Annotated in this window: 18 protein-coding genes; 13 read left to right on the top strand and 5 right to left on the bottom strand. The window is 39.2% G+C overall.

The annotated features are described in order from the left end of the window. Positions 1-109: 109 nt before the first annotated feature. Positions 110-289, top strand: coding sequence for a histone H1 (locus ACWICE_RS01240; RefSeq protein ID WP_185211160.1), 180 nt, complete (start codon positions 110-112; stop codon positions 287-289). A gap of 305 nt (positions 290-594) precedes the next feature. Here ACWICE_RS01240 and ACWICE_RS01245 read toward each other — a convergent pair whose 3' ends face one another. Both ACWICE_RS01245 and ACWICE_RS01250 read right to left on the bottom strand, forming a co-directional pair. Next, on the bottom strand, positions 595-1,380 hold the full coding sequence (locus tag ACWICE_RS01245; RefSeq protein WP_185211162.1) for a GLPGLI family protein: 786 nt from the start codon (positions 1,378-1,380) through the stop codon (positions 595-597). Between the two features lie 8 nt (positions 1,381-1,388). Beyond that, positions 1,389-4,175: an outer membrane beta-barrel protein gene (locus tag ACWICE_RS01250; protein WP_454297460.1), complete on the bottom strand. Its 2,787-nt coding sequence runs from the start codon at positions 4,173-4,175 to the stop codon at positions 1,389-1,391. 221 nt (positions 4,176-4,396) lie between these two features. Here ACWICE_RS01250 and ACWICE_RS01255 point away from each other — a divergent pair, with 221 nt between their 5' ends. From ACWICE_RS01255 to ACWICE_RS01300, 10 genes are all read left to right on the top strand, one after another. Continuing rightward, positions 4,397-5,767 (top strand): dipeptidase, encoded by a 1,371-nt coding sequence (locus ACWICE_RS01255; protein WP_185211166.1) that lies wholly within the window; start codon positions 4,397-4,399, stop codon positions 5,765-5,767. Positions 5,768-5,836: 69 nt separating this feature from the next. After that, the gene (locus ACWICE_RS01260; RefSeq protein ID WP_454297461.1) at positions 5,837-6,574 is read left to right on the top strand and encodes a lysophospholipid acyltransferase family protein; all 738 of its coding nucleotides are present in this window, start codon (positions 5,837-5,839) and stop codon (positions 6,572-6,574) included. A gap of 137 nt (positions 6,575-6,711) precedes the next feature. Then, a complete protein-coding gene (locus ACWICE_RS01265) occupies positions 6,712-6,933 on the top strand; it encodes a DUF2795 domain-containing protein (RefSeq protein WP_002996718.1) in 222 nt (73 codons plus the stop codon). A gap of 130 nt (positions 6,934-7,063) precedes the next feature. Beyond that, a complete protein-coding gene (locus ACWICE_RS01270) occupies positions 7,064-7,537 on the top strand; it encodes a hypothetical protein (RefSeq protein ID WP_454297462.1) in 474 nt (157 codons plus the stop codon). A gap of 205 nt (positions 7,538-7,742) precedes the next feature. Continuing rightward, positions 7,743-8,732 carry an anthranilate phosphoribosyltransferase gene (gene trpD / locus ACWICE_RS01275; protein ID WP_454297463.1) on the top strand — a complete coding sequence of 330 codons (990 nt, stop codon included), beginning with the start codon at positions 7,743-7,745 and terminating at the stop codon, positions 8,730-8,732. Continuing rightward, on the top strand, positions 8,725-9,366 hold the full coding sequence (locus ACWICE_RS01280; RefSeq protein ID WP_185211173.1) for a phosphoribosylanthranilate isomerase: 642 nt from the start codon (positions 8,725-8,727) through the stop codon (positions 9,364-9,366). Before trpD ends, ACWICE_RS01280 begins: the two co-directional genes overlap by 8 nt. Then, the gene (gene trpB, locus ACWICE_RS01285) at positions 9,344-10,528 is read left to right on the top strand and encodes a tryptophan synthase subunit beta (RefSeq protein WP_185211175.1); all 1,185 of its coding nucleotides are present in this window, start codon (positions 9,344-9,346) and stop codon (positions 10,526-10,528) included. The genes ACWICE_RS01280 and trpB overlap by 23 nt, the downstream gene beginning before the upstream one ends. A 1-nt stretch (position 10,529) precedes the next feature. Further along, on the top strand, positions 10,530-11,288 hold the full coding sequence (gene trpA, locus ACWICE_RS01290; protein WP_454297464.1) for a tryptophan synthase subunit alpha: 759 nt from the start codon (positions 10,530-10,532) through the stop codon (positions 11,286-11,288). A gap of 273 nt (positions 11,289-11,561) precedes the next feature. Then, positions 11,562-12,014, top strand: a complete 453-nt coding sequence (locus ACWICE_RS01295; protein ID WP_454297465.1) for a hypothetical protein — start codon at positions 11,562-11,564, stop codon at positions 12,012-12,014. Positions 12,015-12,073: 59 nt separating this feature from the next. Continuing rightward, positions 12,074-14,731, top strand: coding sequence for a TonB-dependent receptor domain-containing protein (locus tag ACWICE_RS01300; protein WP_185211180.1), 2,658 nt, complete (start codon positions 12,074-12,076; stop codon positions 14,729-14,731). 68 nt (positions 14,732-14,799) lie between these two features. Here the strand turns inward: ACWICE_RS01300 and ACWICE_RS01305 are convergent, their stop codons facing one another. The 3 genes from ACWICE_RS01305 to floA all read right to left on the bottom strand — a co-directional run bounded on the left by ACWICE_RS01305 (position 14,800) and on the right by floA (position 17,273). Further along, positions 14,800-15,396, bottom strand: coding sequence for a Maf family nucleotide pyrophosphatase (locus tag ACWICE_RS01305; RefSeq protein ID WP_454297466.1), 597 nt, complete (start codon positions 15,394-15,396; stop codon positions 14,800-14,802). After that, positions 15,396-15,914, bottom strand: coding sequence for a KdsC family phosphatase (locus tag ACWICE_RS01310; RefSeq protein WP_254526462.1), 519 nt, complete (start codon positions 15,912-15,914; stop codon positions 15,396-15,398). The genes ACWICE_RS01305 and ACWICE_RS01310 overlap by 1 nt, the downstream gene beginning before the upstream one ends. A 381-nt stretch (positions 15,915-16,295) precedes the next feature. After that, the gene (floA, locus tag ACWICE_RS01315) at positions 16,296-17,273 is read right to left on the bottom strand and encodes a flotillin-like protein FloA (protein WP_185211185.1); all 978 of its coding nucleotides are present in this window, start codon (positions 17,271-17,273) and stop codon (positions 16,296-16,298) included. A gap of 534 nt (positions 17,274-17,807) precedes the next feature. On the opposite strand from floA, the gene ACWICE_RS01320 reads away from it, so the two are divergent. Together ACWICE_RS01320 and ACWICE_RS01325 are read left to right on the top strand one after the other, a co-directional pair. Beyond that, the gene (locus ACWICE_RS01320; protein WP_454297467.1) at positions 17,808-21,233 is read left to right on the top strand and encodes a response regulator; all 3,426 of its coding nucleotides are present in this window, start codon (positions 17,808-17,810) and stop codon (positions 21,231-21,233) included. Next, complete coding sequence (locus tag ACWICE_RS01325; RefSeq protein ID WP_185215955.1) at positions 21,221-22,054, top strand: CheR family methyltransferase; 834 nt, start codon at positions 21,221-21,223, stop codon at positions 22,052-22,054. Before ACWICE_RS01320 ends, ACWICE_RS01325 begins: the two co-directional genes overlap by 13 nt. Position 22,055: the final 1 nt, after the last annotated feature.

Genomic DNA, 22,055 nt, shown 5'->3' on the forward strand with positions numbered 1-22,055 from the left:
TTATAACACAAAAAAACATTTTAAAATTCGCATTGTTTGCATTCCTTTTGTATATTTATGATATATTAGAGAATTAATTAAGAAAAACTAAAATTATATTAATTAAAAAATGGAAAACTACACTAAATTAAAAGAGCTAGTAGCTTCAATCGAAGCTGACGCAGAAAAATTCTTCAATAACGGAAACTCTGCTGCAGGAACACGCGTTCGTAAAGGGTTACAAGAGATCAAAACTTTAGCTCAAGAAATTCGTAACGATGTTACTTCTAAGAAAAACGAGAAGAAATAATTCGTTGAATTAAAGCATAAAAATCCCGGTCAATATTGACCGGGATTTTTTTTTCGCCAGGATTTGGGTATTCTTTAGAACCAGGATTCAAGGGATGGGAGGATAGACCAAGATTATTATTCATATCCCAGTTGAATGGAATCACGACTCATTAGGAAGGTCAACCCTAATTTGGGATGGACATAGGTCTAAATACTAAATACTTTCTACTAAATACTCTTTCAAAGCGAAAGAGCCGGATAAATCCGGCTCTTTGCATCATCATTAATTTTGAATTGCTTAATAAATAAGATCTTAATATGATCCTATAAGAATATGGCTGCCATAATCAGGTTGAACTGTTTGTCGGTCATCCAACGGCCAAAGATTTCCTTCATGCGGTCTTTGGTCTGTTGCCTGGTCATGGTATCAGCTTTCTTCTTAAAGATATTGGAGTTAACTGTCGTCGCTTGCATTTCCACTTTTGTGGCGTAAATATTGAAATGCTGTTCTGGAACAACCAACCCTAGGATCATTCCTGGTAAGCCATGCAGGGTACTAGGCGATCCGGCAGTCGGAATCTGATCGGTGTAGAAGGCAACTACATACACAGAGTCCAATGTGACGCCGTTAGCTCGTCTACAATCGTATCCAGCAATATTTCTGTATTCATTTGTAATCTTCCACTTAACGTTCGTCAGAGAGTCCTTAATGTTGATCTGTGAGCCTCCCATTTCCATGGTCTGTAAGGATTCGTTCTTTGCTATGTTTTGATAAATCTTGGCACCGTAATCCAAAAGGCCCATACGCAAAAGGTTTGCAATCATTTGCGGTTGGTCCTTCTCAATAGGCTCCACGGAGAATTCAGATCCACTAAAGGATAGTTTTTTATTTAATACTGCTGTCTCCGGTACTTTGGCCATCATTTCCTCAAAATACTTCTTGGAGAAATCTCCATCTTTCAAGGTTTGGATATGTCTACGCATCAGGTTCTTGACGTGAACAGTTTTGTCATAAGTAATGGTTCCTTGTTCAGGGAAGAAAGCATATTGTGCATTGGCGAATCCCATGCTCAGGATGGCCAAAAGTATTGTCGATAATATATATTTCATTTTCATAATTACTCAGCTCCTTTCATTGATGTGAATTCCCAAGATAGTTTCAGCATGTAATATCTTGCGATATTGTTAAAGCGCTGTTGGGTGATCGCTTGTCCTGACTGGCTTCTGCTAAATCCAACGTTTTGATTAAATACGTCATTCACGTAGAACGATGCGATCAGACTTTCATTTTTCATGAATTTCTTGGAAATACCTGGACTGAACTTCAACCTACTGAAATCTGTTGGCAATGATTTAGTTGCCGCTTCATACTCGTAGTTCAACTCACCGGTCAACTGGATCTTCGCTGGCAGGTAGTAAGTAAATCTACCGTAAGAGTCGAAAGTGAAACCTTCAGAGTTCAACTCAGGGTTCAGGGTGGTTTTCAACACTCTATAACCTGGAGAGAAATTCAGGTAAAAATCAAAGCCTTTGGTTGTATTTTTTTGAAAACCGATATCCGTTCCGAAGCTGTAGCTGATGTTCTTGTTTTCTTCAAAATCCTTTGGATTATTGATATCAGAAAGGTCTTTGATCTTGTTGTAATAGTTATTTAGGTTTGCATTCAACCCTAAGTTCATCTTAATCTGCTTTTTCTTGATCAGATCGAAGAAGTATCCTCCATAAATATAACCATTGGTCATTGCCTTATCGGTATTGACATAGTAAAGATCTCTTTTCAGGGAAGGATGGATAACAACATCAGTCTGGATTGCATTTAAGGTCTGTGTCATACCGATACCGGTGTAGATATTCTTTCCTTTCAGCATATCATACCAATAATAGTTCAAGTTATAATTGTTGGAAACGGATGGTTTCAAACTTTCATTACCGAAATATTGGTTCATCTGATCTTCGTTCTGTTTCAAAGGTTGAATCTGGAACAGAGAAGGCAATGAATTGGATCTGTTGTAAGATAAATTCAATGATTTAGCCTTAGTGAAGTTATATCTGAAACGAGCTCTAGGGTTGTAAGTAAGGTAATCTCTACTCATTTCATTTCCTGCCAAGTTGTTCTTTTGGAACATATCATCATGTCTGATGTTATTGGTTAAGTTAAACTCAATTTTATCGGCTTTATAATTGAATGAAATGTTGGCTGCGTTCCTAACTGTATTGAAGTTAAAGTCATTACTGAATTCCTCATCGAAATCGGTATAGTTGCCAGAAGCATCCTTGTTGTAGGCACTATTGATCGAGTGAGCCTTCGAGTTGGTGTACTCATAACCAAAAGCCATATTGATCTTCTTGGAAAATGGCTCTGTATAAGTTGCAGCGGCCATGATCGAATTGGAGTTATTGGAATTGTCTTTAAACTGATCAACAATGGTCTCTGTTCCTTCTACAACATTTTTCAATGAAGAGTTCAACATCATGTCAGACTCCGTTTTACCTAAGTTTCCAGTGAATTTCAAGTTGATGGAACGTCCCTCTTTTGCAAATTTCCTTGTGAAGTTTGCATCATAGTTGAAGTTGTCATTTGATGAATTGATATCTTGAGAACGTTCATCTTCCGATTGCAATTCGCCGTTCTTAAAGCTCTTTCCTCTTCTCTGGGTATTATTTTCACTGTTCATTTTTGAAGCAGCAACACGCAAGGTCAGGGTTGTCAAGGAGTCAATACTAACATCGTATTTAGTGTTCAGGCGATGTCCTGTACTTTTGGAGATATCATCATTATCAGTTTCAGAGTTTGAGATACCCTCCGTCAAAGGAGTTTGGCTAATGGTATTGGTATTGATTTCATTTTCAGCCATACCATATTTATAGTTCAGGTTCAACTTATGTTTCTTTTCCTTCCAAGCATCCATAAACGAAACCCCAGCGGTCAAGGCTTTTGGTTGCCCCCTATTGGTGTTGTTCAGGAATCCACCACCACCAGAGATCATGATTCCACCATCATCCAATACGGTCATATTTCCGTTATCAACACCAAACTTCTCAGCTTCGCGCCAATCTAGATCGGTAGTTCCATCGTTGGATGTAATGCCGTATGCAGAGATCTTTTGGGAACCCTTGAATTTATTGATGGCTGCTTTACCGAGATAATATCCAGAATTATCATCTAATCCTCCGCCAGCTTCAAGCTTGCCGAACATACCGTTCTTGGCATCTTCTTTTAATTTCACGTTAATGGTTTGAACGCGGGTTCCATCGTCAACACCCGTACGCTCAGCTTCTTCAGATTTTTTCTCGAAGACCTGAACCTTATCCACCATATCCGATCGGATATTACGGGTTACCAATTTAGGGTCATCTCCAAAAAACTCTTCCCCATCGACAAGCACCTTTTCAACGGTCTTTCCTTGGGCAGTAATCTTACCCGATGCATCGACTGAAATACCAGGGAGCACCTTTAGCAGGTCTTCTACCTTTGCATTCTTTTCAGTTACGAAACTGGATGCATCATATTCTACGGTATCTCCCTTAATGACAACGGGGATCTTACCAGTAATTAACACTTCTTCAATCAGGTTGGCCGCACTTTGCATAGTGACTTCACCAAGATTCTTGTCTCCAGAACCTTTGCTGATAATTTCAAAGAAGTCACCAAACTTTGGATAGCTGATGATGACTAAATAATCCGTGGTATCAGGATTGTTGAGGGAGAATTTGCCCTCTTGATTTGCTCTCGTAAAGTCTACGAGGATGGAATCTTTCGCCTGCAAAAGCATGACGGTCGCATTGATAAGCTTCGTCTTGTCCGTTTCATCAACGACAGTACCCGTAATTTTAGTTTGGGCAAAACTTGCAAGTGAAAATAAACCGAGAAATAGGCTTAAGATTACTTTGGTTAGTGGTTTCATAAAAAAGTTAAAGTTTCAAATCAAATAAAGGCAGCACTAAATTATCACTATTGTGAGAAATAACAGAAAACTAAAAGATCTTTAACAATCATTTAACACAATGCTTTAAAAAACGAGATTTCATTTATTGAAAATCTATGTAAACATATGTCGTCGGGAGAAAGAAAAAGTTACAGCTCTTGTAAAATTTATTTCATTACCTTTGTAAAAACACTTTTGAAATGCAAAAAATCAAAGACTATGTAGAAGCAAACAAAGATCGCTTCTTAGAAGAATTATTTGAATTATTGCGCTTTCCATCAGTTAGTGCTGACCCACAGTTCAAGGAAGGTGTAATCAATACCGCACAATTTGTAGCTCAAAAACTTAAGGATGCTGGTGCAGACAACGTTGAGATTTGTCCAACTGCAGGCTATCCAATCGTATATGGGGAGAAGATCATCGACCCAAGTTTACCGACAGTTTTGGTTTATGGACATTATGATGTGCAACCGGCAGACCCAATTGAACTTTGGGAAACTCCTCCATTTGAGCCAACTGTTCGCGACGGTAAAATCTACGCTCGTGGTGCTGCTGACGACAAAGGTCAGTTCTATATGCACGTTAAAGCTTTTGAATATATGATGAAAGAAAATGAATTGGCATGTAATGTTAAATTCATGATCGAAGGAGAGGAAGAAGTAGGTTCTGCAAATCTGGGCATCTTTGTCAATGCAAACAAAGAACGCCTTAAAGCTGATGTAATCGTTATTTCGGACACGTCCATGATCAGTCTTGAAAATCCTTCATTAGAAACAGGATTGCGTGGTCTTTCATACGTTGAAGTTGAAGTTACTGGTCCTAACCGCGACCTTCACTCTGGTGTGTATGGTGGTGCTGTAGCTAACCCTGCGACCATTCTTTCAAAGATGATCGCTTCGTTGCATGATGAAAACAACCACATCGCGATTCCAGGTTTCTATGATGATGTATTGGAGTTGACTGATGCAGAAAGAAAAGCTTTGAACGAAGCGCCTTTTGATGTTCAGGAATACGAAAATGATTTAGGTGTTCAAGAATTATGGGGTGAGAAAGGGTTCACTACTATCGAACGTACTGGTATCCGTCCGACTTTGGAAGTAAACGGTATCTGGGGTGGTTACATTGGTGAAGGAGCAAAGACCGTATTGCCTTCAAAAGCTTTCGCAAAGATCTCTATGCGTTTGGTCCCTAATCAAAACTCAGAGCGTATCACTAAATTGTTCAAAGAACATTTTGAAAAGATCGCTCCAAAATCTGTAAAAGTAGAGGTTAAACCCCACCATGGTGGTGAACCAGTAGTTACTCCTACTGATAGCATCGCATATAAAGCTGCTGAAAAAGCATTGGAAGAAACATTTAATAAAAAACCTATCCCGACAAGAGGTGGTGGATCTATTCCAATCGTTGCCCTATTTGAAAAAGAATTGGGCATCAAAACAGTGCTTTTAGGCTTTGGATTGGATTCAGATAACCTGCACTCTCCAAATGAAAAGTACGGTATTGAAAACTATTTAAAAGGAATTGAAACTATTCCATTGTTCCATAAATATTATGCTGAACTAAGTAAATAAAATAAAAAGCTTCACGATTGTGAAGCTTTTTATATTTTTATACCATCAGAAAAGACGTTTAAGGAAGATATGTTAATATTTTTAAAGAAAATACATAGGTTATTATATTTCATATCCGTCCTTTTTTTCTTTTCAATATGTTTTCCTTTTTTATATTTCCTTTCTAAGAACCCCAATAAACTTTACTCCTCCATTGTTTGGTTTAGAAAATGGATTTCCATCTTAAGTGTCCATTTAGTAGGCATCAGGTTCAAAATAGAATATGAGGAAGCAATCGACTGGAGCAAACCCTACATCATCTGCCCTAACCATACCTCTATATTAGATATTACAGCACTCACCTACCTTTGTCCGCAGGAATTTTCTTTTATTGGAAAGGTTGAATTGTTAAAGAATCCCGTCACACGTATTTTTTTTAAATCGATCGACATCCCTGTCAACCGTCAGAGCAAGATTTCAGCTTTCAAGGCTTTCAAAAGAGCCACTGAACTGCTACATGAGGGTAAATCGGTTGTTATCTTTCCGGAAGGGAAGATTGATGAAGAATTCCCACCTGTATTGCATAAATTTAAGGCTGGCGCCTTTAAAATGGCCATTGAGAACAACATTCCAATACTCCCTGTTGTCATCCATAATGCATGGGAGATCTTATGGGATGATGGCGGAAGATTTGGTTCAAAACCAGGCGTCATAAAAATATCGGTACTCAAACCGATTACATATGACAACAGTTCAAGTCAAAAATATGACTCTATTGAAATAGAAGTCTATGAAAAAATGAAAAAAGTATGGAATCAAGGGAGTTGATTTTAAGAAATGTTTCATTTTAAAACGTTGATTTTCTGCGAAATATACCTGTTTTAACAAAGAATTAAAGATAATTTCCTTGCATTAGTTAAATTAAATATTATTTTTGCGAAAACGTGAAACTTAATTAAAGAGATATGTATTGGACACTTGAATTAGCTTCTCATTTAGAAGACGCTCCATGGCCAGCGACAAAAGACGAATTAATTGATTATGCGATTCGCTCTGGAGCACCAGTTGAAGTAATTGAGAATCTTCAGGCGTTGGAAGATGATGGTGAACCTTATGAAAACATTGAGGAAATCTGGCCAGATTATCCAACAAAAGATGATTTCTTTTTCAACGAAGACGAATATTAAAATCGGTATAGAAAGCGCCTTGAAGAAGGGCGCTTTTTTAATATCATGGGGATTATATGTTGCAAACCTCCAAACAAATTAATCCTTTCTGCATTTTTTATGTCCATAGAACGACAATAAAATTTACTGAATGAAACATTTCTTACTATATTTCTTGCTTTTTCTCAGCCCAAGGATCAGCTTCGCACAGTTTGAACATGGAGATGATCGAACCGAAGAATATGCTGTCAATGGCAGGGATGTCGCAACAGACTTCATCTACGACCTAAATGATAATGAAATTGCTTTGGATGTCATCCTGAGCAAATGGGTCATCGTGAATGAACCTTCCGATGAACTATATGACTATTTAGAAGTCAGTTTGGAAGAAATCAGACTGAACCTAAACAGTAAAAATATTGAACAGATAGAAATCAAAAACTACGCTGAACTTCCTCGTAAGGAGGTTCGTGATATCGATCCAGAAGATCTGGATGTAGATAATATGTTCTTCGTTTATTACAAGAACAGACTGGTTACCAGCGTCTACGTAGAAGGGGATAAAATCGGATCATTTACTTTGGTATCCAAAGGGAATGAAATGGCTCACTTTGTCACTTATTAACAAAAAATCATTTTTTGAAAGGATTTCTTGCAATTCTCAAAAACATCTTGGATATTTGTTGAACTAACGATGAAAACAGTACAATTCAATACAGCTTGGTGGTGGCACAACAAATAATGTTGTGGCAGACACCTATTGGTTGAATTAAAGAACTAAATAATAGTGGGCTTGCCTTTTCGGCAAGCCCTTTTTTATTGAAAAAAATATGAAAGAAATTTTAGCGCATCTATTTGAATACAAGTCCTTCAGCAGAAAAGAGGCTTACGATATCCTGACGAACATTGCAACTGGAAAATACGATACTCATCAGATTGCTGCCTTTATGACCATCTATGGAATGCGCAGTATCCGAGTGGAGGAGCTAGGCGGTTTCCGAGACGCGATGTATGACCTTTGCAATAAATTAGACTTCAATGGTTTTGACCTGATTGATATGTGTGGAACCGGAGGTGATGGAAAAAACACCTTCAATATTTCCACACTTGCCTCATTTGTGGTGGCAGGCGCTGGTTACCATGTTGCCAAACATGGCAATGTAGGCGTATCATCCAGTTGCGGATCCTCCAACGTTATGGAGTACTTGGGCTATACATTTACTGCTGACAAAGATGTTCTAAAGAAACAATTAGAAACAACCAACATCTGTTTCCTACATGCCCCATTGTTTCACCCAGCGATGAAAACCGTAGCGCCAATCCGCAAAGCTTTAGCGGTGAAGACCTTTTTCAATATGTTGGGACCATTGACCAATCCTGCAAACCCTAAATTCCAATCGGTTGGAGTATTTAGTTTGGAATTAGCTAGGCTCTATGCATACCTCTATCAAAACACCGACAAACAATACAGCATCATGCATGCCATGGATGGTTATGATGAAATTTCCTTGACGGGCGACTTCAAGGTAATCAATAATCAAGGGGAGAACTACTATACGGTGGACGAGCTTGGCTTTACGGCAGTAGCTCCACAAGATCTTGCAGGTGGTGAATCCATCGAAGATGCGGCAAAGATTTTCAAACAGATTATCGAGGGTGAAGGAAATGACATCCAGAACAATGTCGTCTTAACCAATGCAGCTTTTGGAATAAAAACCTTCCATCCAGAAAAAAGCTTTGCAGACTGTTATTACGAGGCAGAAGAGTCCCTATTGGGTCACAAGGCCTTGAAAAGCTTTAAAACTTTGATAAATGGCTAGGGAACTATTAGTAAAGGTCTGTGGCATGAAGGAAGAGCAAAACATTTTGCAACTCCTTGAGCTTCCTATCCAGTATATTGGGCATATCTTCTATAAGAAATCAGCACGATATGTTGGAGACCTGGTTAATATTTCCATGGCAAATGACATCAAAAAAACAGGAGTTTTTGTAAATTCCGACTTTGCCGAAATCATGGATGCGACTGAAAGATTCAACCTGAACAGCATCCAACTACATGGACTTGAACCAGTTGAGCTTGCTGCAGCATTAAAGGCCAAAGGCTTGGAAGTCATCAAAGCCTTTGGAATTGATGAAGACTTTGATTGGAAACAATTGGAACCATATATTGGGCAGGTCGATTACTTCCTATTTGACAGCAAGAGCCCAGCTTATGGCGGCACTGGAGTTACCTTCAATTGGCAAAAACTAAAAGAGTACCCCTACGATACGCCATATTTCTTAAGTGGCGGGCTATCTTTGGAAAACTTACAGGAAGCCGTAAACTTTGAAGACTTGAAACTGATCGGCCTGGATCTCAATTCAAAATTTGAAATCGAACCTGGCCTAAAAGATATAGAAAAATTAAAATTAGCATTGAAAACCATCAGAAATGAGCAAATATCAAGTAAATAATAAAGGATACTATGGACCATTCGGCGGGGCCTATATTCCTGAAATGCTTTATCCAAATGTCGAAGAATTGCAAAACCAATACTTGCAAATAATGGAAGACCCTTCTTTCAAGGAAGAATTTGAATACTTATTACGTGATTATGTAGGCAGACCCTCTCCCCTATATCATGCTCAACGTCTTTCGGAAAAATACAATGCCAAAATATTTTTGAAACGTGAAGACCTGAACCATACAGGAGCGCACAAGATCAACAATACCATCGGACAGATCTTGCTTGCCGAGAAACTAGGCAAGAAGCGTATCATTGCAGAAACTGGCGCTGGGCAGCACGGTGTGGCCACGGCTACCGTATGTGCCCTGAAAGGCTTGGAATGTGTGGTTTATATGGGCGAGATCGATATCCAAAGACAGGCTCCCAATGTAGCCCGAATGAAGATGATGGGTGCAAAAGTAGTAGCTGCCACATCAGGGAGCAAAACCCTGAAAGATGCTACCAATGAAGCTTTGAGAGATTGGATAAACAACCCTGTCGACACGCATTACATCATCGGCTCCGTGGTAGGACCACATCCTTATCCAGATATGGTGGCAAGGTTTCAGTCCATTATTTCGGAAGAAACAAAAAAACAATTATTAGAAAAAACAGGCAAGGAAACACCAGATATTGTTATGGCCTGCGTAGGTGGCGGGTCAAATGCAGCAGGCATGTTTTATCACTTTTTAGATGATGAAGATGTACAATTAATTGCTGTTGAAGCTGCTGGCCATGGTGTAGACAGTGGAGAATCCGCCGCGACCACGGTTTTAGGAAATGAAGGTGTACTACATGGCAGCCGTTCGATCCTGATGCAAACGGAAGATGGCCAAGTCATCGAACCTTATTCCATCTCGGCCGGACTGGACTATCCAGGAATTGGCCCCCAACATGCTTGGCTTTTCAAATCCGGTCGCGGCTCCTATGTGAGTGCGACAGATGATGAAGCCATGCAGGCAGGACTACAATTGACAAAATTAGAAGGTATCATTCCGGCTATAGAAAGTTCACATGCATTGGCTCACCTAGAAAAAATGAACTTTAAAGGAGACGAAACTGTGGTCATCTGTCTTTCTGGACGTGGCGACAAGGATTTGGACAATTACATGAAATATTTCGGTTTATAACATGATAAAGATTAACAAACAGGCAAACGGATTGCTATCTATATATTTTACCGCTGGCTACCCAACGCTGGACAGCACCATTGATATTGCAGAAGCACTGGAAAAAGCAGGTGCGGATTTCCTTGAAATTGGATTCCCCTACTCGGATCCGGTTGCCGATGGACCTACCATCCAACATAGTTCAGAAGTAGCACTGGAAAACGGCATGACCTTAAAGGTTTTGTTCGAACAATTGAAGGATCTACGAAAAAGAGTCAGTATCCCAGTATTTCTAATGGGTTATGTGAATCCCGTCCTTCAATATGGCGTTGAGAACTTCTGTAAAGCCTGCAAGGAGGTCGGAGTGAACGGCACGATCATCCCTGACCTTCCAATGTATGAATATGAAGAGCTGTACCAAGGAGTATTTGAAGAGAACCAAGTGAGCAATGTTTTTTTGGTAACTCCACAGACATCTGCCGACAGAATTAGAAAAATCGACTCTCTTTCGACAAACTTTATTTATCTCCTTTCTTCGAATGCGACCACTGGAACAAAATTAAATGTTCAGGAACAATCAGAAAGCTATTTCCAGAGGATTAAGGATATGGATCTAGAGAACCCTGTCGTGATAGGTTTTGGGATCCACAATAAGGACACTTTTCAAAAAGCTACAAAATATGCCAATGGCGCCATTGTAGGAACTGCATTTGTCAAGTTATTGACAGAGGAAAACTACTTGGAGAAAATACCAGATTTCATTTCCTCCATTAAAGGATAGAAAAAAAACCTGATTCAGTTGAATCAGGTTTTTTATTTAATTAACTCTTCTCAGAATTTTGTTGAATAGGAAAATTACCAAGATTCCTGCTGATACTAGGCTTACCAAGCCCAAATACAACAGATTTGGATGTGCAGCTAAAGTTTCCATAAGTCAAAGGTTTATAAAGTAATAAGTCAATTCGAATATAATTAGTGTGAATTCTTTTGACAAGAAAAAATTACAATTAATTATCCACATATTCAGTGTTAGTTTCCTATATTTGAAACCGACATGAGAAAAATTGTAGCCATATGCTTACTATTGATTTATTCTGTATGCAGTACAGGGGCTACTATCCATATGCACCATTGTGGAAAAAGTACCATGTTCTCGGTTCTTGAGGAATCCAAAGTATCACATGACAGTTGCCCTATGTGCAGCAATTTGCACCAAGACCACGATCATGCCGATGATCTGGAAACCAACAGCCAATGTGAAGATGACCATACCTGTCAAGATTCCAAAGTAAATTTAGAATTGACTACCGAAAGTGATCAATTGCGTTCTAAAATGCTATTTGGCAGTACTTTCGACTTTTCTCCGGCTATCGTATTGATCCCTTGGATTATCAATCATTGGGTACAAATCATTGAAGATAAACCCGAAGAACCCAATCCTTTCAAACCCGCTCTATTCGCGGAATCCCATTCTGTATACCTTCTCAACTGCACATTCATCATTTGATTAAATAAACTTTCAAAATCAATCTAGACTTTTTGAATTTTTATTAATTACGATGAACTATGCACTTATTTAGATATTTATTAGTATTTATTTTTATAGCTGTGGGCACAGGACTGTTCGCCCAAAACAATATTAACACCGAGAAATTTGAAGTTTCTGGCAATTGTGCCATGTGTAAGAAACGGATCGAGACTGCGGGCAAAGATGCCGGCGCAAAATCCATTGAATGGGATAGCAGTACTGGTATTGCTACTGTAACCTATGATTCCAGCAAAAATTCCTTAGATAAAATTAAACAGGGAATCGCTGAAGCCGGTCATGACACCAAAGAATTCCGTGCACCGGATGCCACCTATGAAGAATTACATGAATGCTGTCTGTACCCTAGAATGGATGCAGAGCAGGAGCATGACCACGACCATGACCATGCGGAGGAAGGCCATCAGCATGAGGAAGGCCAAGAACACAATCACGATGACGATGGCGGACATAACCACGACCATGACCATGAGGTTACCGGAGTCGTAGTTAATGAAAGTGAAAAAGGGGATTTGACCCCTATTACCGAAGTTACCATTTTCTGGTTGGACAACCCGAGCAAAAAGGTTAAGACCAATGAAAATGGCGTTTTCAAAATCATGCACCAGAAGCCTTATAGAAAGTTAGTGATCTCACATGCCAGTATGCAGGGGGATACCATCGAGGTAAAAAACCTACATGAAGTCCTCGTTGTACAGGCAAAGAACAACACTTTACAGGAAATCGTGGTCACTAGAAGACAGAAATCCAATTACATTTCTAAATTGACCCCAAACCGTGTAGAGACTATCACGGCGAAAGAACTTTTCAAGGCGGCATGTTGTGATCTAAGTGAAAGCTTTGAGACGAATGCTTCCGTGGATGTAGTAAGCAGCGATGCAGTAACGGGCAGTAAACAGATCCAGATGCTCGGACTTGCTGGTATCTATACCCAACTTACCGTTGAAGGTCTACCAGGACCTAGAGGCTTTGCTTCACCCTTAGGATTGAACAGTATTGCCGGAACTTGGATCGAAGCCATCAATATCAGCAAAGGCATTGGTTCAGTTGCCAATGGATTTGAAAACATGGCTGGCCAAATCAACGTTGAACTGAAGAAACCCCATAACAGCGAGAAGTTATTTTTTAATGCCTACGCCAACAATATGGGCCGTACCGATGTCAATCTAAACCTTTCGCATCATATCAATGAGAAATGGTCTGTTGGACTATTGCTGCATGATAACTTCATGTACAACAAGAAAATGAACTTCAGTGACAATGGCTTCCGTGATATTCCAGTAGGAAACCTATTCTCAGGTGTAAACCGTTGGCATTTCGAAAACGGCAAAGGAATCATTGCCCAGTTCGGCGTGAAATTCCTTCACGATGATAGAATCGGTGGACAGATTGAATTCAACGAGAATACTGATAAATTGACGACCAATAAATATGGTCTAGGATTCAAAAACCAAAGAATTGAAGGTTTTGGTAAATTGGGCTATGTATTCCCGACAAACAAACACCGTAGTATCGGGCTTCAATTATCTGCAAGTCAATATAAACAAGAAAGTTTCTTTGGATTGAACACCTACGATAATGAACAAAACTCCTATTATGCAAACCTATTGTTCCAGGATATCATCGGCGATGTATCCCACAAATATAAGGTTGGAGCTTCTGTTCAATATGACCACTATGATGAAGATCTGAAACGCGTAAATTCCAACAATGACTATGCCTACAATTTTGGCCGTAAAGAGGCTGTAACTGGCGTATTTGCAGAATACACCTTCAGCCCTAGCGAAAAGTTTGATGCTGTATTGGGAATCCGTCAGGATTACAACAATCTATATGGTTGGTTTACTACACCAAGAGCAGTTTTGCGTTATGAGCCAATCCTGGGAACTACCCTCCGCTTAAGCTCAGGTCGCGGACAGCGTACTGCCAATATCTTTGCCGAAAACCTAGGTATCTTTGCCTCAAGCAGGGCTATCAACGGATTGGCAAACCTTGCTAGTGGCGAACATGCCTATGGACTTAAACCAGAAGTATCTTGGAATACAGGATTTACTGTTGACCAAAGCTTCCAGCTTTTCGGAAGGGAATCTGGCGTGTCCGTGGAACTATTCCATAACAACTTCCAAAATCAAGTAGTCGTTGATTTTGAAAACCCCCGTGAAGTATCATTCTATAACTTAGACGGGAAATCATACTCCAATAGCTTACAGGCTGAATTCAGATTTATGCCCGCTCCACACTTCGAAGCCAGAATGGCTTACCGTATGCTCGATGTGGAAACAGAATATAAATCAGGAAAGCTACAGAAACCGTTGACTGCTAAGCACCGTGGATTCATGAACCTAGCCTACAATACCCATTCAGGCTGGCATTTTGACTATACGTTGAACGTAGTGGGCAAGAAAAGATTGCCTAATACCAGCAGTAATCCAGTAGAATATCAATTGGCAAGTCAATCTGATGCCTATGTAACCATGAATGCTCAGGTTAGCAAAACATTGGGCAAGAACAAAAACTTTGATATTTATATCGGTGGGGAAAACTTAAGCAACTTCTATCAAAAAGATCCAATCTTGGCGTTTGACCAACCATTTGGTCAACATTTTGACACAAACATGCTTTGGGGACCTATGACCGGTAGAATGTTCTACACAGGAATTAGATATCATATTAAGTAAGGGTAAATGTAAATAAATGGGGCGGAAAATTAATTTTCCGCCCTTTATTTTAATATCTAAAGCTAGATTTATACAGCAAACATTTCCTTGAGTTCCTTTTGCAACCTGGCCGTAGGCAATCCTATCACATTTTCATAAGAACCTTCAATTCTCTCAATACCAATTCTGCCTATCCATTCTTGAATGCCGTAAGAGCCTGCCTTATCCACGGGCTGATAGTTTTTAACATAATAATTGATTTCCTCTTTCTCCAATTTGTTGAACCATACCTTCGTCGCCTCAACAAATGATCTTGTCTCGCCTTGATAAGCCATGGCAACTGCAGTAAAGACCAAATGTTCCTTGCCGCTTAGGCCAGTAATTACCTCTACAGCCTCTTCGGCATCCTTTGGCTTCCCTATTACAGCAGACAAATGATCTACGACAATGGTATCAGCGCAAATAATTAACTTATCATATAATGAAGGTTCATGGAATGCCGCCAATTTTGCTTCTGCAATATGTTGAACGACCTCTTCAGGAGACAAGGTTTCATCAAAGGATTCATCGGTTTCCCGAACTTCTACCGTGAAATCTATATCCATGGACTTCAATAGCTCCTTTCTTCGGGGTGATTTAGAACCCAAGATGATTGGGGTCGCTTTTAATTTTTCTTGGACTATCATTAAACACTCTTTATTTCTGTCTGTACGCCCCAACGACCTTTCAATTTCAATATTTTCTCCAAGACATCACGGACAACTCCTTCCCCTCCTTTTTTCGGTGACATGTAATGCGAGATGGTCTTGATATCCTCCACGGCATCACTAGGACAGACAGCGATTCCCACTACCTGCATTACCTCATAATCTGGCATGTCATCTCCTACGTACATCAAATCCTCCATTTGCAATTCGTGTTTTTCGGTAAGTTGGGTCATGACATCCATTTTATTTCTTACACCTAAATGTATCTCTTGAATACCCAGACCTTCCAATCTCTTTCTGACACCCTCGGAATTTCCACCTGATATCACCCAAATATCTAAACCCATTTTAATTGCCAATTGCATGGCATATCCATCTTTCACAAAAAAAGAACGCAACTGTTCACCCGCTTCTGTAACCAAAAGTCGGCCATCCGTCAGGACCCCGTCAACATCTAATACAACTGCTTTGATTGCAGCAAATTTCTTAAGCACCATAATCAATTGATATTTCCAAAAGTAAATAATTTTTATAGACCAAAATTTTGAATTGTTAATTCATTTACGCCAAAGTTTTATTTGTTGCAACAGATAAATCACGGTATTGTCAGAAAATGGTTGCAAGGGAAACTTTTTATCGACATTTCTTTGTAAATGTTAATTCTCACCGTACCTTTGTTTCATAATTCGAAGGATAAGTAGAATTTATATTAAAATTGTCTTTTCATAATTTAGGTTTATAATTGGTTAGTATCAAACCCTGGCGCCCATCGTCAGGGTTTTTTCGTTTATAAACCTGCATAATTCCATAAAAAAAGCCATGATTTCAGAAAGCGCTAAACTTTCTTAATCATGGCTTTTCTTATTGATTGAGATAATTTATTTTTTATCAGGTCCTTGCGGCTTCGCTATAGATGTTCTCATATCGGTATCCGCTTGGATATTTTGCATTTTATAGTAATCCATTATACCCAAGTTGCCATTTCTGAATGCTTCAGCCATAGCCATTGGAACTTGCGATTCAGCTTCGATTACCTTAGCCTTGGCTTCCTGAGCTTTCGCACGCATTTCCTGTTCGGTTGCAACAGCCATCGCTCTACGTTCTTCCGCTCTTGCATTAGCAACTTTTAGGTCTGCCTCGGCCTGATCGGTCTGAAGTTTCGCACCTACGTTTTCACCAATATCGATGTCTGCAATATCAATGGATAAGATTTCAAAGGCCGTTCCGGAATCCAATCCCTTGGAAAGAACAGTTTTTGAAATACGGTCTGGATTTTCCAAAACCTCCTTATGGTTGGCAGAGGAACCAATTGTTGTCACAATACCTTCACCGACACGGGCAAGAATGGTTTCTTCACCAGCACCCCCGACCAATTGATTGATATTTGCACGAACGGTAACCCTTGCCTTCGCAATCAACTGAATACCATCTTTTGCGACGGCTGCAACTGGAGGTGTATTGATAACCTGAGGATTTACGGAAAGCTGTACCGCATCAAAAACATCACGTCCCGCAAGGTCAATGGCTGTGGCCAACTTAAAATCCAAAGGAATATTTGCTTTATCCGCAGAAATCAGTGCCTTGATTACTTTATTTACATTTCCTCCCGCTAAATAGTGGGTTTCGATCTCATTGGAAGTAATTTTCAAGCCGGCTTTAGTCGAGGTAATCATGGCATTGGTCACCAAGGATGGTGGAACCTTACGCAATCTCATCAGTACTAAATTCAAAAGACTGATCTTTACATTCGACAATTGGGCCGTAAACCAAAGATTTACTGGCAACAAATACAACAGGAAAAAAATAGCTATTACTGACCCAGTAATGATTAGAACTAATTGAATCGGTGAATCCATTAATTTTTAGATTAATATTGTTTCTGACTTCTTAAAGATAAAAAAATATTCCGAACATGTCAGCTTTACCTCAATATCCATGATATTTCAACGAAAAAAGGTTATAAAAAATTAATAAACAATAAAAAACTATTTTTAAATTTAGGTGTTACACCAAGCAACCGATTGGTAAAAGGAATGATTTCGATATTTTTTAATACAGAATTCATTCTTAAAACGCTAATTATTAATTTTTTATACCGACAAAATTAAAATTTAAATCATTAATTTAGATTTTATTATTTCGACAATTTTATAGAATTGGACTAAGTAAATTATGGAAAAACAAGTGTTACTAAGTATAAAACAGATATATGGTGCTAATGATTCTTATTTAGTTCATTACCTTTGTCATAATTTTCTAAAAACTAACGCGATTTAATCACTTCTCTTGATTGTGGTTTCAAGTTTTAATTAGAAGAACATTATTTACATCTCTGTGCTGGATAATGAAATTTATACTTATGAAATTTAAAGTTAACATTCTATTCTAACATGAATAAGTTTAGTCAATTAAAGTGGCAATTTATAGTCAGCATTATTGTCGCTAATCTAATCATAATATTCTCCTATTGGTATTTCCTGAACAAACAACGCGAGTATTCAGAGACCATTAACGGTTATATAGAACTGGCGCAAAAACAATTCTACAACATCCAAGAATGGGAACTTGATATCCAGAAACTCTCCAAATACAAGAACCTGGAAAAAAGTGCAGATCCCCTGACAGTGGAACAACTAGAAGATGAAATCCATGGCTTGATTTTACAGATCGAACGTCCAAATGAGCTGTACCAGACTCCACCAAAGTCTGTGGAACATATTAAAGCTATAACGGCTTCCATTAGTGCTAACGAACACGATTTCAACACCGAGTCAACCGACGAAATCTTTAAGTCCCTAGCCAATGAACAAACGATAATAAATCAGGCTAGAAATTCCTTCACAAATGATGTGATTGAAGCCAGGAAAAAGCTCACTGATAAAAAATCCAAAGAACTTGCTAGCACAAGGGTGTATACCGCCGTTTTTGGTATCCTATCCCTATTAGGTATATTCTTTGCTTTCATCCAAACGCTGCGTATTCTTGAATACCTGCGCAGAAATACAAGAAAGGAAAAGGAATTAAACCACAACTTGACCAAAACCTCTGAAGAACTGGAAAGTGTCAATTGGGTGCTTACCAATTCCTCCAAACTCCATAATAACATCTCAGGCGTTTCTACGGAATCTGAAATTGCCAAAACTTCACTGAATGTGATCTCGGAAGTGACCAATTCTTTTGCTGGGGCATTTTATGTCCGAAAGATCGACTCCTATGAATTCAGGATACGTGACTCAAAAGGCCTAGACCCAAAAGATAAAATTGAGATATTCCGTCATGGCGAAGGGATTTTGGGATCGGTCGTAGAATCTAAAAAACCGCAGATTCTATCCTCGATTGACGTCAGCAATAGCAAGATAAAAACCGGGGTAATCAAATCCATTGAAGCCGACGTGATTTTATTCCCAGTGGTATATGAAGATTATTGCATCGCCCTGATAGAGATCATCGGATCCTTTCCAGATTCCAAGAAAGAAAACATCATCAGCTACCTAACCCGAACTAGCCGTTCTATAGGTTCAGCTTTACATAGCCGTCAAAGCCATGCCTTAGTTGAAGGCCTGCTTGAAGAAACCCAAAGACAAACGGAAGAATTAGAAGCTCAACAGGAAGAATTGAGAATAACCAATGAAGAATTGGTTTATAAGACCAATCTATTGGAAGCTTCCGAAGAAGAGCTTCGGGTACAGCAGGAAGAACTTTCTCAAGCCAATAAAGAGCTTAACGAAAAAGCTGCAGAGCTTGAAAAGCGCAATAACGACCTTAATCATGCCCATACTGTCGTAGAACAGAAAATCACGGAAGTAGAGCAGGCAAGTAAATATAAATCCGAGTTTATGGCCAATATGAGCCACGAACTAAGGACTCCACTCAATAGTATCTTGATCCTTGCCAAGTTGTTGCAGGATAACAAACATAGCAACCTAAGTGAAGAACAGGTCAAATATGCCTCCGTAATTCATAATGCAGGTTCGGACCTGCTGCAATTGATCAATGAACTCTTAGACCTAGCGAAAATTGAATCCGGGAAAGTAGAGATCCACAAGGACAGCATCAATAGCAAACATTTTGCTGCCAATCTTGAATCCCTATTTAAAGAGGTGGCAAAAGAAAAGTCTATCCGATTTAACATCGATATTAAAAAGGCGCCGGAACAATTTATTTCCGATGAATACCGCTTGGAACAAGTATTAAAGAACTTCCTTTCCAATGCATTCAAATTCACCGATCAAAATGGAGAGATCAATCTGCAGATCATCAACCAATCTGGAAACTTACATTTTGCGGTTTCCGATAACGGAAAAGGGATCTCAGAAGACAAACAAGCTTTGATATTCGAAGCTTTCCGTCAGGAAGATGGCTCTACAAGCCGCAAATATGGTGGAACAGGTCTGGGCTTGTCGATTTCGAAAGAGATTTCCTCTTTATTAGGCGGTCGAATTACCTTGGAAAGTGAATCTGGAATAGGAAGTAAATTCACCTTGATCATTCCATTTACGGAATATAAAGACGCAGCTCCTGCGAAAGAAGCAGCCATAAAAACAACTCCGCCAGCAATTAAGGAAACAGCAGCAGCAAAACCCGCAGCTGTCGTAGAACCTGGACCAATTGCGGAGGTCGTAAGAGAGAAGAAATCTATCCTGATCATTGAAGATGATGTTAATTTTGCGGATATCCTGAAGGAATTTGCTCTAGAATTTGGCTTCAATGTCTTAAATGCCTATGATGGTGTTGCAGGTATCCAGATGGCCAAGGAAAATATTCCTGATGCTATTATTCTGGATGTGATGCTTCCATTGGCTGATGGCTGGGAAGTCCTGAAAACCTTAAAGGCAAACGAGACGACCAAGCATATCCCGATCCACATGATGTCTGCAGCTAATTTCAACAAGAAAGATTTCCTTGAAAGTGGCGCTATTGGCTTTATGGCAAAACCGGTTACTGGAGAAAGCATTGGAGTAGCCTTTGAAAACATTAAACTCAACATCAATAAGGACCTTAAAAAGATCCTATTGATCGAAGATCAGGAATTCCAAAGTGACCTGATCAAAAAGGCTTTTGCTGAACAGAACATCAATGTAATCCAAGCCTTCACGGTAGAATCAGGATTGAAAAAACTTGAACAGGAAAAGAATCTAGACTGTATCATCTTGGACGTGAAACTGCCTGATGGTAGCGGTCTTGAGATGTTGGATGTCATCAAATCGAATCCAAAATTTGAGAAACTTCCGGTCATCATCAATACAGCATATGATTTGAGCTCAGAGCAGACCGAAAGAATCATGCGCCATACACAATCTATGGTATTAAAATCAAGTAAATCCAACAATAGATTGATCGATGAGGTAAACCTTTTCTTAAACAAGCTATCTGCTCCGGCATATAATCCGATCAAGCATCCAGAGAAGATTGGTCCTAAAGAAAATTATGGAACAAGCACATTGGATCATAAAACGGTGCTAATAGCAGATGACGATATGCGAAATGTATTTGCATTGACCTCATCGCTACAGCAATATAACATGCAGATTGAGATTGCCAACAACGGCCTGGAAGCGCTAAACATCATTAACGATGAGCAAAAGGAAGTGGACATCGTCCTGATGGATATCATGATGCCAGAGATGGATGGTTATGAGGCTATCCAAGAAATCAGGAAAAACAAAAAGTTTAAAGACCTGCCTATTATCGCCGTTACGGCGAAGGCAATGAAGGGAGATCGGGAAAAATCCATTGAATTGGGAGCAAACGATTATGTGAGCAAACCCATCGACCTTGATAAATTAGTATCATTAATGCAAGTATGGCTGAGTTAAGAGATTCCAATGAATTGAGTTTTTCAGAAGTAGAAGAAATTGTCTTTCTATTGAAGAATGTGTCAGATTTTGATCTGTCCGGATATACTCGCTCTTCATTGAAACGCAGAATCCAACGTATCATGAACCTGGAGGACATGGATATGGTGGATTTAAAGAATGCATTGGTCAACGTTGAGGGATTCCAGCAATATTTCATACAGGAAGTCACGGTGAATGTGACTGAAATGTTTCGGGACCCTGGATTCTTCAACAAACTCAACAAGGATATCATCCCCTACTTACAGACTTTCCCTAGGATAAAAATATGGAGTGCAGGTTGTTCAACCGGTGAAGAGGTTTATTCCCTGGCCATTCTGTTAAAGGAAAACAATCTAAGTGACCGTGCTTTTATTTATGGAACCGACATCAACAGTAAAGTGCTCGAAGTTGCCAAAAAAGGGATCTATCCCATCAATAAATTCAAGGAATATTCTGACAACTTCAATGCATACAACTCAACAGAAAGTCTTTCCAACTATTATACGGCAAGATATGATGCAGCGATCATTAACCATGACCTGAGGCAAAACATCCTGTTCTCAACCCATAACCTGGCAACCGATCAAGTCTTTAATGAGTTCCAATTAATAACGTGCAGAAATGTGCTGATTTACTTTGATCTCAAACTTCAGGAACATGTCATCAACCTGTTTTACCAATCCTTGGCACTGTTTGGATTTTTATGCCTAGGTACAAAAGAGACTTTAATGAGGCATGAGATCATGGATAATTTTAAGGTCATCGACAAGGAGTACAACATCTATCAAAAAATAAAATAGA

The sequence above is a fragment of the Sphingobacterium sp. NPDC055346 genome (genome assembly GCF_053645235.1).